We start from the raw sequence: 11,698 nt of genomic DNA on the forward strand, positions 1-11,698 counted from the left end.
ATTTCTACAGGTGAATCGGAAAATATGCTATCATTGGTTGGTTACTACAATGTACGGAGGCTATACATGAAAAAAGGATCGAAAAAAACGGAAAGAATGGGAAAAGTGTATCCGTTTAATCCAACTGGAGAAAGCTATTACAGAAGAGGAATGGCCATGTATCAGCGTGGTCAATTAGATAAAGCGCTGAAATATATTATGCGCGCGCATGAATTAGAGCCGGAAGAACCGATGATTTTAGTCCAGGCTGCGATTATCGAGACAGAAATCGGCGAGTTTGCAAGCTCAAATGACAAGCTGCGGCATGTCTTGAATACATTGGATCCTTCAATGTCAGAGATTCATTACTTTATGGCCAATAATTTTGCTCATCTTGGACTTTTTCAGGAGGCCTATAAGCATGCGACTGCTTACCTGGATCTGAATGAAGACGGTGAATTTGCTGAAGATGCAGAGGATTTGCTTGAGCTTATGTCCCTTGAAGAGGAAGAAGAAGAGTGGGATGAGGATTTAGATCAGGATGAACTGATTATGCACCAGGAGCAGGCAGGGAAATTGCTTGCTGAAGGAAAATTTAAAGAAGCCATTGACCTGCTTGAAGAAGTAATTGAGCGGTTCCCTGATTATTGGTCTGCCTATAATAATTTAGCTCTGGCTTATTTTTATTTTGGCGAAACCGAGCAGGCGACGGCTTTGCTGACAGAAGTGCTGAATCGAAATCCTGGCAATCTGCATGCTCTTTGCAACCTGGCTGTTTTTTATCATTATCAGGAAAGAGTCGATGAATTAGAGCAGCTGATGGATGCGCTTGAGTCTGTCCGTCCGTTTTTATACGAGCATCGATTTAAGCTGGGAGCGACTTTTGCGCTTGTTGGACGGCACGAAAAAGCGTACGGCTGGCTGAAGAGCCTAGTTAAAAGAGGCTTTGAAGGAGACGCAGGCTTTTACTTCTGGCTCTCTCATTCCGCCTGGCACTCTGGTCACAAGAAAGTGGCAGAAGACGCATGGAAGAGAGTGCTTGATGAGCAGCCCGAAAAACAGGGGCACGAGCCTTGGAACAAGAATTCTGACGATGAGACACTTTCCGAAGAGATGTATCCGGAGGAAAGATTATTCTCTTTGTTTAAAGCATCAATGGCGGGATCATCCTTAACAGGTCAAATACCGCCCGCATACTTTACAAGCGTGGAAGAAGAGTATTTTAATTTGCTGCACAACCATAGTGGCAGACTGGATCAAAATCCTCTTCAACGGGCGCACGAGGTTGCTCTGCTGCTGAATCATTCATTTGATGCGGCGTTGGAAGAAAACAAAGGGCTTTATTATATGTGGTTTCACATTGTATTTTTTGCCTCTGAGGAAATGTACGGGTTTAAAAACATCCCAGCTCTTACCGCCGCAGTTGAATATTCCTGGAAAAAAGTAAGAGCTCACCGCGTTTCGCAAAAAGAAGTCGCGCAAAAACACGGCATATCGGTAGCAACAATGCGTAAATACATCAGTGATATTCAAAATTATCTGCCTTAAGCAGATTAGTGGACGCCTGCTTCCTCTTACATTACGATAAATGTGGATGAAGTGGAAACCACTTAGGTGTACGAAAAGGAGTGTATTTTCATGACAGAAGAAAAAATTTATGACGTAGTGATTATTGGAGCCGGTCCGGCCGGCATGACTGCAGCAGTCTATACATCACGGGGAAATCTCTCCACTTTGATGCTTGAACGCGGCGTGCCAGGTGGACAAATGGCGAACACAGAAGATGTTGAAAACTACCCTGGTTTTGACCACATCCTCGGTCCGGATCTTTCTAATAAAATGTTTGATCATGCAAAAAAATTCGGAGCAGAATACGCGTACGGTGATGTAAAAGAAATCATTGACGGCAAAGAGTTTAAAACGATTAAAGCGGGATCTAAAGAATATAAAGCCCGTTCCATAATTTTATCTACCGGTGCAGAATATAAAAAACTAGGTGTGCCAGGTGAAAAAGAACTTGGCGGCCGCGGCGTTTCTTATTGTGCAGTATGTGATGGAGCGTTCTTTAAAGGAAAAGACCTTGTCGTTGTGGGCGGTGGAGACTCTGCAGTAGAAGAAGGCATCTATCTTACCCGCTTTGCAAACAAAGTAACGATCGTGCACCGCCGGGATAAGCTTCGTGCTCAGCAAATCCTTCAACAGAGAGCTTTTGATAACGATAAAATTGATTTTATCTGGAATCACACAGTCAAAGAAATTAACGAGGAAAATGGAAAAGTAGGGTCTGTCACGCTTATGTCAACAGAAGACGGCTCAGAGAGTCCTTTTACAGCAGATGGAGCGTTTATTTATATAGGGATGGTCCCGCTTACGAAACCGTTTGAATCGTTGAAAATTCTTAACGATGAGGGATACATTGAAACAGACGGCACCATGCAGACAAATGTACCTGGAATCTTTGCAGCAGGCGACGTACGGGACAAAACACTTCGCCAGATTGTTACTGCAACCGGTGACGGAAGCATAGCAGCACAAGCTGTTCAGCATTATGTAGAAGAATTAAAGGAAGCGTTAAAAGTCGCACAATAAAAAATCCTGTCTATACAAAAACTTTATGGAAACGTTACTTCACTGTAACAGCAGTGCAATACTTTAGGGGTATAGTAGAACCATAAGTAATTGACCCCCTTTTAGTTATAGATTACTTTTGGCACGGACCTCGTTGTCCGTGCCCTTTTTTTGTATACTGGGCACGATGGCATTTGTCAAAATGGACTCTCTTCGTCCTCGCATGGTCCTCCCTAATTGTTCAGGGACTTAAAAGCATGTATAATAAAATGAATGAGCAAAATTAAGCAGGTGATAAAATGCAGCGAATTACAAATTGTGTTTATATAAAAGATGGGCAGGCACTGCTGCTTCAAAAGCCCCGCAGAAACTGGTGGGTTGCACCAGGCGGCAAGATGGAGGCAGGGGAATCCGTACGCGATGCCTGTATTCGGGAATACCGGGAAGAAACCGGTATTTATGTTAAAAATCCAGATATTAAAGGAATCTTTACATTTATTATTAAAGAAGGCAATGAAGTTGTTTCAGAGTGGATGATGTTTACGTTTTTGGCTACTGAGGGAGATGGCGTCATTATGGATGAATCGCCGGAGGGCATTCTTCAATGGCAGCCGGTAGAAGCGATCCAAACTCTCGATATGGCTGAAGGCGACCGACATATATTGGAATATGTAGCGCACGGTCAAGGCGTTATTTATGGAACATTTACGTATACGAAGGATTTTAAGCTTCTTTCTTATCGTTTAGATCCTAATTAAGAAAAAGGGGGAGTCCTTATGTCAGCTGTCAATGATGTTGAATTGGTCATTATAACGGGAATGTCCGGTGCGGGTAAAACAGTCGCCGTTCAAAGCTTTGAAGATCTCGGTTTTTTCTGTGTAGATAATCTTCCTCCTGCACTGATGCCAAAGTTTTTAGAGCTGATGAAGGAATCGAACAATAAAATGAATCGTGTGGCGCTGGTAATGGATCTAAGAGGCAGAGAATTCTTTGATTCGCTGTTTAAGGCGCTGGATCAGTTTCACGAATCTGATTATGTAACCCCGCGAATTCTTTATTTGGATGCCGACGACGATGCACTTGTCAGACGCTATAAAGAAACACGGCGCTCCCACCCTCTCGCGCCGCTTGGTCTGCCGCTCGAAGGAATTGAGCAGGAGCGGCTTTTGCTGCAGGACTTAAAAGGGCGCGCTCAGACAATCTACAATACGTCCACGTTAAAGCCCAGAGAACTGCGGGAAAAAATACTCGCAGAATTCTCAGCGAATAAACAGTCGCTTTTTACTGTAAACGTCATGTCTTTTGGCTTTAAATATGGAATCCCAATTGACGCGGATCTCGTATTTGATGTGCGGTTCCTTCCCAACCCGCACTATATTGACCACATGAGGCCGCAGACAGGTCTTGATGAGGAAGTGTCAACATACGTCATGAAATGGACCGAGACACAAAAGTTTTTAGAAAAAACGCTGGACCTTTTAACCTTTATGCTTCCGCATTATAAGCGTGAAGGAAAAAGCCAGCTTGTTGTAGCGATTGGCTGCACTGGCGGCCAGCACCGTTCTGTCGCTCTGACTGAGGAAATTGCCCGTTCCTTTGCCAAAGATTATCATACACGAATTACCCACCGTGATATTGAAAAACGCAAGAGGAAAACAAGTTGACACCAAAGCATTCCGAGCAAGGAAAAGTTGTTGTAATTGGAGGGGGCACAGGGTTATCTGTGCTTCTCCGGGGCTTAAAAAACCAGCCTCTTGACTTAACAGCCATTGTGACAGTAGCGGATGACGGCGGGAGCTCAGGGCGAATTCGGGAAGATTTAAACATACCGCCTCCGGGTGATATTCGAAATGTACTGGCAGCTTTATCTGATGTAGAGCCGCTGGTTGAAGAAATGTTTCAATACCGTTTTGCGAGCCAGAATGAATTAAGCGGACACGCTTTAGGAAATCTCATTATTGCCGCAATGACCTCCATTACAGGAGATTTTGCCCATGGCATACAGGAAATGAGCAAGGTATTGAATGTTCGGGGGCAGGTGCTGCCTTCGGCCAATCAAAGCATTCTTCTTTCAGCAGAGATGGAGGATGGTTCCATCATCAAGGGTGAATCTAAAATACCGTTCTCAGGAAAAAAAATCAGCCGGGTTTTTCTTTCACCTGAACACGTGAAAGCGTTGCCGCAGGCAGTAGAAGCGATTCAGGAAGCGGATATGATCGTGATTGGACCGGGATCGTTATACACAAGCATCCTTCCCAATCTGCTTGTGAAAAATATAGGTAAAGCAGTTCTTGCCTCCAAAGCGCCAAAGGTTTATATCTGCAATTTAATGACGCAGGCCGGTGAAACGCTCAACTATACAGCCGGAGATCATATTAAGGCTCTTTATGAACATATGGGAGAGCACTTTTTGGATTATGTTCTCGTAAACAACGAAGAAATTCCGATGGAAGTAAAATCCCTTTATGATAAAGAAATGGCAGAACCCGTACAATTTGATGTCGATCGCCTTCAGGGTCTCGGTCTAAAGGCAGTTTATGATAAAATTATTACACACCATAATGGACTCATCCGCCACGATACGGAACGGGTGGCGTCTATTATTGCAAAACTGCTCCAAGAAAATCGAGGTTTTAAGTATCGGTAAAGATTTTACGAGTAACAAATCAGATCAGTTAACAGCCTTTAGTTTGTATGCAGCATCTGAGATCGATCAGCAGAAGAGTCTCAGGATGCACAATAACAGATAAGGCAGTTTTCAATGATCTGAAGAAAGGCTGGTGAATGAGTATGTCATTTGCATCAGAAACGAAAAAAGAGCTGACTCAGATCGAAGCAGCCGATTGCTGCGCAAAAGCAGAGCTGTCTGCTCTTATCCGCATGAACGGATCGCTTTCTTTCTCCAATCGGCTGCTGGTTGTCAATATTCAAACAGAAAACGCAGCAATTGCCAGAAGAATTTACACGTTAATTAAAAAAAATTACGCTATTCAGGTCGAGCTTCTTGTTCGTAAAAAAATGAGGCTTAAGAAGAATAACGTTTATATAGTAAGAGTGGTAGAGCAGGCACAGCAAATTTTAAAAGATCTCAGCATCCTGGAAGAGGGCTTTTCCATTAATCATGAAATCTCTCCTTCCATTCTAGGTAAAAAATGTTGTCAGCGTGCCTATTTGCGCGGCGCATTTCTTGCTGGAGGGTCTGTGAATAATCCTGAAACTTCCTCTTATCATTTGGAAATTTTCACATTATATGAAGAGCACAATGATTCAGTTAGTAAGCTGATGAATACATTTGGGCTAAACAGCAAAACGATCGAGCGCAAAAAAGGCTTTATCACCTATTTAAAAGAAGCAGAAAAAATCACTGAATTCTTCAGTTTAATCGGTGCTCACCAAGCATTGCTCCGCTTTGAAGATGTTCGGATTGTCCGCGACATGCGGAACTCGGTTAACCGTCTGGTAAACTGTGAAACAGCAAACCTGAATAAAACCATCGGAGCCTCTCTGCGTCAGGTGGAGAACATCCGATTCATTGAAAAGCACGCAGGGTTAAGCATCCTGCCGGACAAGCTACGTGAAATTGCAGAATTAAGAGTTGCCTATCAGGATGTGACACTAAAAGAACTCGGTGAAATGGTTTCTGGAGGAAACATCAGCAAGTCAGGCATTAATCATCGATTAAGGAAGATTGATCAGATCGCAGAAAAGCTCCGCAAAGGAGAAATGGTAGAAAATTAAGGTTGAATAGGCTGATTTGTGGTATAGACAAGAATACAAATCAAGCTTTCAACTGTAATATGACCACATGAGGGGGATGTTAAATGAAGCAACAGGACGTAACGGTTAATTTGAAGTCCGGTTTGCAGGCTAGGCCGGCAGCACTTTTTGTACAGGAAGCCACACGTTATAAAGCAGACGTATTTATAGAGAAGGACGGAAAAAAGGTTAATGCAAAAAGCATCATGGGACTGATGAGCTTAGCATTAGGACCGGGTACCACCTTTACGCTTATGACAGAGGGGTTGGACGAAGAAGAGGCTTTGCAATCGCTTGCATCATACGTGGAAGAAAAAAAATAGCTTGTCGCAACGTCCCTGCTGAATTTTGCAGGGGTTTTTTATTTGTCCAAATTATTTAGAAGCGAAGCATTTACCAGACCTGACAGATGGAATAGAAACCACCAGGTCCTGACAAGTGTAAAAAGACTGAAACGGGGAATAGACATAGTGCAATCCTCATAGAATTATATGTTAAACGCAGAAGGAGTTTTAGTATTAAAAAGAAAAGAGTGGTACTAAGCCTGTCCTTTGCGGCATTATTAGGACTGTTCGCCATAGTCTTAAGCCTTATAAATGGGCAGTTTGAAAGAAATTTTTTTATCGGCAGTATTATAACAGGTGCAATTATTGGTTTCTGGCTCCTGCCAAGCATTGTGAAGTTTAATAAGAACAGAGCGTGATCCGCAGTTTAGATGTAAAAAAGAAGACCCGCCAATGAAATGGCCGGGTCTTCTTTTAATTCTCTTATGATTTTGTTTCTGTAATATCGTTTCGTTCCATGATTTGGTCGATCAGGCCATAATCCTTCGCACGGCCGGCTGTCATGAAGTTATCACGCTCTGTGTCGCGCTGAATGGTTTCAAAGTCCTGACCAGTGCGGTCTGCAAGAATTTGATTAAGCTTGTCACGAAGGAAAAGAATCCGTTTCGCTGCAATATCAATTTCAGTTGCCTGACCTTGAGCACCGCCTAGTGGCTGATGAATCATAACTTCAGCATTTGGCAGGGCGTAACGGTGGCCTTTTTCACCGGCAGCAAGCAGGAACGCGCCCATTGAAGCAGCCATACCAATGCAGATGGTTTGAACTTTTGGCTTAATAAACTGCATCGTATCGTAGATTGCCATTCCGGCTGTAATGCTTCCGCCCGGAGAGTTGATGTAAAGATAAATATCTTTTTCAGGATTGTCTGCTTCCAGGAAAAGAAGCTGCGAAACGATTGAATTGGCTACATTGTCATCAATGCCGCTTCCAAGCATAATGATTCTGTCTTTTAGCAGGCGCGAATAAATGTCATACGCACGCTCGCCGCGATTTGTTTGTTCAATAACTGTTGGAATTAAATTCATCCGAAATGCCTCCTTTGATTCTCTTCATATGAGATATGTATTGTCATCATACATCTAAGGTCAGGAAAGGTCAAATCATATGTTTGATTTTCCTGCTTACGGTATTACTACCATCATACCCATTCACCTATACGTTTAACAAGTTTGAGGCATTACAAAGAGGATTCGACATTTACTATTGCATATCCTCTAATTGTCTATTATAATAATCAAGTGTCCTTAAAGAACCCATATGAGGATATATATTTTATTTTGTACTATTGTTACTTTTAAACTTGCCCTCGTGGTGTAATGGATAACACGTAAGATTCCGGTTCTTGAGATAGGGGTTCGATTCCCTTCGAGGGCATACACCAATATTTAAGCCCAAAAGCAGTCATACCCACTAAGGGAATGGCTGCTTTTTCTATGCCGGCTTGTTTTCTCTCCTCACTAGTAATAAATCATGTTAAACTAAATCAAATCAATAAGAACGGATTGGAGTGCTCGGTATGGCAAAAGGACTTGAAGGCAAAACGATCGTCATCGGCGGATCGAGAAAGATAGAAGAGATTAGTGCATTAATTCAAAAACAGGGTGGACAGCCGGTCAGCCGGCCTCTCCAGGGAACGGTGTTTTTAGCAGAGAAAGAAGTGGAACCCTCTGTTGCCCGGTTTATTGAGGACGGCGCAGACTGGATTATTTTCACAACGGGTATCGGAACAGAAACGCTGCTGCGAATAGCGCGTAACATGGGAAAAGAGGAGGAATTTTTGTGCAGACTGAGAGAGGCAAAAATTGCTTCCCGAGGTTATAAAACCCTAAACGTTTTAAAAAGAAACGGGCTTAAGCCTCTAGCTGTTGACGAAGATGGCTCTACGCAGGGGCTGATTCGTTCGCTTGCAGAGGTGGATTTTAACGGGAAGCATGTGATGATTCAGCTCAACGGAGAGTCTGCGCCAAGCCTTGTTTCATTTCTTGAAAACAAAGGAGCGGAGGTTGAGACGGTTCTTCCGTATCAGCATATTCCACCGGATGAAGAAACCGTCGGAACGCTATGCAGTGAACTGCTGAACGGCGAGGCAGATGCAGTGTGCTTTACCACACAAATTCAGGTGAGGTCACTTTTTGATTATGCGAGAAAAAAAGATCTGACTGACCGTATTCATCAGGTGTTTGAAGAGCATGTGCTTGCCGTTTCAGTAGGAAAAGTAACGTCAGAAGCATTGAGAGACGAAGGAGTAAGCCGGTATATAGCGCCGGAGCGGGAGCGGATGGGCGCTATGATCGTAGAGCTTGCAAAGTATATTGAAAAAGAATCCGCTTCTCATTTATAAAGATGTTTTCCTCTGGGTGATTTGCCCTTACCTAGTATTGATCCCCAGAATAAGATATAGGAGGATATGCCAATGATTGTGGAATTTTATACACGGCCTGACTGCCCCCTGTGCGAGGAAGCGAAAATCATGCTGAAACTCGTGCAGGAGGATCAGTCCTTTATAATAGAGGAAAAAAATATTAATGAGCGGGATGAATGGACTGAAGAATTCGGGCTTATGATTCCGGTTATAAAAACAGGCGGGGAAATCATTCAGTATGGTCAAGTGGACTACCCTACGCTAAGTAAACGTTTGCAAAAAAACACTTGACAATATTGCTTGTAACCTAAATCATTCCCTGTTATGATTAAAAATGCAGCAGGGATCTTTTTTTTATCCTTAATGGGACATAATATGTCTATGAGGGATTATTAATGTCCAGCTCGATATTTTACCGTCAGTTAGGGAATACATAAAAGATCACACCAACTTAAAAAAGGAGCTTTTTTATGCCAACATTTATTGACATCCAAAAGCGATTGGTGCCAAACCTGCTTGATGATTTACAGCAGAAGTATCATATTCTGCGATCCGTTCGTTTTCTGCAGCCCGTGGGAAGAAGAAGTCTGGCCCAATCGCTTGGGATGACTGAGCGCGTTTTGCGGAGTGAGGTAGAATTCCTGAAATCACAGGATCTGCTTCATATTCATGCTTCAGGTATGAGTTTAACAAAAGATGGATTCGACATCTTATTGCCGCTTGAACGCATGATGAATGAAATAGTGGGTATAAACGTAATGGAGGATTCCTTAAAGGAAAAACTCGGTGTCCGGCGTGTCATGATTGTACCGGGTAACAGCGACGATTCGCCATGGGTGAAAGAAGAGCTGGGACGTGCTGCAATTCAAAGCATGAAGGGCTGCGTAACCGACCATACTACTATCGCAGTAACAGGAGGCACAACGATGTCGTCTGTTGCAGGGATGCTTACCCCGGACTTTGCTTCACCGGATATGCTTTTTGTTCCGGCTAGAGGCGGCATTGGGGAAGACGTTCAAAACCAGGCGAATGTCATTTGTGCCACAATGGCTCAAAAGTCAGGTGCCAAGCATCGCGTCTTGTATGTGCCGGATCAGGTAAGCCGGGAAATGTATGAATCCATTATGAAGGAGCCTTCCATCAAGGAAGTTATGGCTTTAATTACTTCTGCTTCTATTGTTCTTCATGGAATAGGCGATGCCGCTACAATGGCAAAGCGCCGCAACACAAGTGAAGATGACCTCAGAACCATTCTTGAAGGTCAGGCAGTAGGAGAAGCATTTGGCTACTATTTTGACGTGCACGGGAAAATCGTACACAAAGTTAAAACGATCGGCCTTCAATTGAAAGACTTAGCTTCCATCCCCAACGTGTTTGCTGTTGCGGGAGGGGCATCCAAGGCGAATGCCATTCAATCGTATTTTAAAGGCACGCCTCAGTCTTCTTCGACTCTGATCACAGACGAAGGAGCAGCAAAAGAGCTTTTGAAAGGGTCATCCCTTTTAAAATAGATTTAACCATCCCCAAAATTATGAAGGAGGAACTTATTCATGACTGTAAAAATTGGTATTAACGGATTTGGACGTATTGGACGTAACGTATATCGTGCAGCACTAAATAACCCGGAGGTAGAAGTAGTAGCAGTAAACGATTTAACTGATGCTAATATGCTTGCTCACCTTCTTAAGTACGATACAGTTCACGGAACATTGAATGCTGAAGTAACTGTAGACGGAGACGATCTTGTCGTTGACGGTCATAAAATCAAAGTCCTTGCAGAAAAAGATCCTGCTCAGCTTCCATGGGGAGACCTTGGAGTTCAAGTAGTAATCGAGTCTACTGGACGTTTCACGAAGCGTGCAGACGCTGCGAAGCACCTTGAAGGCGGAGCGAAGAAAGTCATTATTTCTGCGCCAGCTTCTGATGAAGATATCACACTTGTAATGGGTGTTAACGAAGACAAATACGATGCAGGAAGCCACCACGTAATCTCAAATGCTTCTTGTACAACAAACTGTCTTGCTCCATTTGCAAAAGTTCTTAACGATAAATTTGGTCTTAAACGCGGTATGATGACAACAATTCACTCATACACAAATGACCAGCAGATTCTTGACCTGCCTCACAAAGACTACCGTCGTGCCCGTGCAGCTGCTGAGAACATCATTCCAACATCAACTGGTGCTGCGAAAGCTGTTTCTCTAGTGCTTCCAGAGCTTGAAGGCAAATTGAATGGTATGGCAATGCGTGTACCGACTCCAAACGTATCACTTGTTGACCTTGTAGCTGAATTTGATCAGGAAGTAACAGCTGATCAAGTAAACGAAGCGCTTAAAGAAGCTGCTGAAGGAAACCTTAAAGGAATTCTTCAATACAGCGACGAGCCGCTTGTATCAACAGATTACAATGGCAATACTTCTTCTTCAATTGTTGATGGTCTTTCAACAATGGTTCTTGAAGGAAACATGGTAAAAGTACTTTCTTGGTATGACAATGAAACTGGCTATTCAAACCGTTGTGTTGATCTAGCTGCTTTCATGGCTGAAAAAGGACTATAAAATCCAACCTTTTTACTATAGAAGAATGATTGGTTTTTAACCACTTCATCCTCTATAATTAGAGGGGATAACGGGGAGTGGGGATGGTTCCCCCTCCCTTTTTTCAAAGCAACCCCTCAACCCACCATAA

General features: G+C 43.2%; 12 protein-coding genes and 1 tRNA gene. 12 read left to right on the plus strand and 1 reads right to left on the minus strand.

The annotated features are described in order from the left end of the window. Positions 1-66: 66 nt before the first annotated feature. The 7 genes from ACQCT8_RS02595 (at position 67) to ACQCT8_RS02625 (ending at position 6,626) form a co-directional block, all read left to right on the plus strand. A complete protein-coding gene (locus tag ACQCT8_RS02595; protein ID WP_426868173.1) occupies positions 67-1,527 on the plus strand; it encodes a tetratricopeptide repeat protein in 1,461 nt (486 codons plus the stop codon). A 90-nt stretch (positions 1,528-1,617) separates the two neighbouring features. Next, entirely contained in the window at positions 1,618-2,568 is a 951-nt protein-coding gene (trxB, locus tag ACQCT8_RS02600; RefSeq protein ID WP_426868175.1) for a thioredoxin-disulfide reductase, read from the plus strand. 278 nt (positions 2,569-2,846) lie between these two features. Continuing rightward, complete coding sequence (locus tag ACQCT8_RS02605) at positions 2,847-3,305, plus strand: NUDIX hydrolase (RefSeq protein WP_426868176.1); 459 nt, start codon at positions 2,847-2,849, stop codon at positions 3,303-3,305. A gap of 18 nt (positions 3,306-3,323) precedes the next feature. After that, on the plus strand, positions 3,324-4,211 hold the full coding sequence (gene rapZ / locus ACQCT8_RS02610) for an RNase adapter RapZ (RefSeq protein WP_426868178.1): 888 nt from the start codon (positions 3,324-3,326) through the stop codon (positions 4,209-4,211). Then, the gene (locus ACQCT8_RS02615; protein ID WP_426868180.1) at positions 4,208-5,194 is read left to right on the plus strand and encodes a gluconeogenesis factor YvcK family protein; all 987 of its coding nucleotides are present in this window, start codon (positions 4,208-4,210) and stop codon (positions 5,192-5,194) included. Before rapZ ends, ACQCT8_RS02615 begins: the two co-directional genes overlap by 4 nt. Positions 5,195-5,337: 143 nt before the next feature. Beyond that, positions 5,338-6,285: a DNA-binding protein WhiA gene (whiA, locus tag ACQCT8_RS02620; protein ID WP_426868182.1), complete on the plus strand. Its 948-nt coding sequence runs from the start codon at positions 5,338-5,340 to the stop codon at positions 6,283-6,285. An 83-nt stretch (positions 6,286-6,368) separates the two neighbouring features. Then, positions 6,369-6,626 (plus strand): HPr family phosphocarrier protein, encoded by a 258-nt coding sequence (locus ACQCT8_RS02625; RefSeq protein WP_426868184.1) that lies wholly within the window; start codon positions 6,369-6,371, stop codon positions 6,624-6,626. Between the two features lie 444 nt (positions 6,627-7,070). On the opposite strand, the gene clpP is transcribed toward ACQCT8_RS02625, so the two are convergent. Then, positions 7,071-7,673 carry an ATP-dependent Clp endopeptidase proteolytic subunit ClpP gene (gene clpP, locus ACQCT8_RS02630; protein ID WP_426868186.1) on the minus strand — a complete coding sequence of 201 codons (603 nt, stop codon included), beginning with the start codon at positions 7,671-7,673 and terminating at the stop codon, positions 7,071-7,073. Between the two features lie 277 nt (positions 7,674-7,950). On the opposite strand from clpP, the gene ACQCT8_RS02635 reads away from it, so the two are divergent. From ACQCT8_RS02635 to gap, 5 genes are all read left to right on the plus strand, one after another. Next, positions 7,951-8,022, plus strand: a tRNA-Arg gene (locus ACQCT8_RS02635). Between the two features lie 142 nt (positions 8,023-8,164). Continuing rightward, positions 8,165-8,989, plus strand: a complete 825-nt coding sequence (locus tag ACQCT8_RS02640) for a uroporphyrinogen-III synthase (RefSeq protein WP_426868188.1) — start codon at positions 8,165-8,167, stop codon at positions 8,987-8,989. A gap of 72 nt (positions 8,990-9,061) precedes the next feature. Continuing rightward, positions 9,062-9,301: a glutaredoxin family protein gene (locus tag ACQCT8_RS02645; protein ID WP_426868190.1), complete on the plus strand. Its 240-nt coding sequence runs from the start codon at positions 9,062-9,064 to the stop codon at positions 9,299-9,301. A gap of 179 nt (positions 9,302-9,480) precedes the next feature. Next, complete coding sequence (locus ACQCT8_RS02650) at positions 9,481-10,521, plus strand: sugar-binding transcriptional regulator (RefSeq protein WP_426868192.1); 1,041 nt, start codon at positions 9,481-9,483, stop codon at positions 10,519-10,521. A 39-nt stretch (positions 10,522-10,560) separates the two neighbouring features. Further along, positions 10,561-11,568 (plus strand): type I glyceraldehyde-3-phosphate dehydrogenase, encoded by a 1,008-nt coding sequence (gene gap / locus ACQCT8_RS02655; RefSeq protein WP_278240365.1) that lies wholly within the window; start codon positions 10,561-10,563, stop codon positions 11,566-11,568. The last annotated feature ends 130 nt before the right edge of the window (positions 11,569-11,698 follow it).

The sequence above is a fragment of the Jeotgalibacillus proteolyticus genome (assembly GCF_050107735.1).
Lineage (GTDB): Bacteria > Bacillota > Bacilli > Bacillales > Jeotgalibacillaceae > Jeotgalibacillus > Jeotgalibacillus proteolyticus_A.

Coding starts and splice junctions, on each gene's coding strand:
- ACQCT8_RS02595 (WP_426868173.1), top strand. CDS start 67: ATGAAAAAAGGATCGAAAAAAACGGAAAGAATGGGAAAAGTGTATCCG.
- trxB (WP_426868175.1), top strand. CDS start 1,618: ATGACAGAAGAAAAAATTTATGACGTAGTGATTATTGGAGCCGGTCCG.
- ACQCT8_RS02605 (WP_426868176.1), top strand. CDS start 2,847: ATGCAGCGAATTACAAATTGTGTTTATATAAAAGATGGGCAGGCACTG.
- rapZ (WP_426868178.1), top strand. CDS start 3,324: ATGTCAGCTGTCAATGATGTTGAATTGGTCATTATAACGGGAATGTCC.
- whiA (WP_426868182.1), top strand. CDS start 5,338: ATGTCATTTGCATCAGAAACGAAAAAAGAGCTGACTCAGATCGAAGCA.
- ACQCT8_RS02625 (WP_426868184.1), top strand. CDS start 6,369: ATGAAGCAACAGGACGTAACGGTTAATTTGAAGTCCGGTTTGCAGGCT.
- clpP (WP_426868186.1), bottom strand. CDS start 7,673: ATGAATTTAATTCCAACAGTTATTGAACAAACAAATCGCGGCGAGCGT.
- ACQCT8_RS02640 (WP_426868188.1), top strand. CDS start 8,165: ATGGCAAAAGGACTTGAAGGCAAAACGATCGTCATCGGCGGATCGAGA.
- ACQCT8_RS02645 (WP_426868190.1), top strand. CDS start 9,062: ATGATTGTGGAATTTTATACACGGCCTGACTGCCCCCTGTGCGAGGAA.
- ACQCT8_RS02650 (WP_426868192.1), top strand. CDS start 9,481: ATGCCAACATTTATTGACATCCAAAAGCGATTGGTGCCAAACCTGCTT.
- gap (WP_278240365.1), top strand. CDS start 10,561: ATGACTGTAAAAATTGGTATTAACGGATTTGGACGTATTGGACGTAAC.